This is a genomic window from Chromohalobacter sp. HP20-39, assembly GCF_033052815.1.
GTDB lineage: Bacteria > Pseudomonadota > Gammaproteobacteria > Pseudomonadales > Halomonadaceae > Chromohalobacter.
Genome location: NZ_JAWHTP010000653.1, coordinates 1 through 274, shown reverse-complemented (window position 1 = coordinate 274; position 274 = coordinate 1). Strand labels below are relative to the sequence as shown.

Below are 274 nucleotides of genomic sequence, written 5' to 3'. Positions count from 1 at the left end.
CTCGGCCATGATCACCTTGGGGTCGATGCCGTAGGCGAGCATGTGGCCGTGATCGCGATAGCCCGTGATCACCGAATCCTTCTCGCCGTCGAGCGCCGACTGCAGACCGACCGCAACCGCTTCCTGCCCGATATAGAGGTGGCAGAAGCCGCCGATGAAGCCGAGGCCGTAGAGCTGGCCCGCCTTCTCCTCGAAGCGGCGGATCAGGAGCATCTGCTTGTAGAATTCGAGCAGCTGCTCCTTGGAAGCCGGGTAGCGCTGCGGCTCGTCGGGC

At 64.2% G+C, this 274-nt stretch carries 1 protein-coding gene; it reads right to left on the bottom strand.

Going from position 1 to position 274, the window contains the following annotated elements; translation table 11 throughout:
- Positions 1–234, bottom strand: a 234-nt coding sequence (locus RVY79_RS19560; protein WP_411161759.1) for a thiamine pyrophosphate-dependent enzyme, incomplete at its 3' end; no start/stop codon positions are given.
- Positions 235–274: the final 40 nt, after the last annotated feature.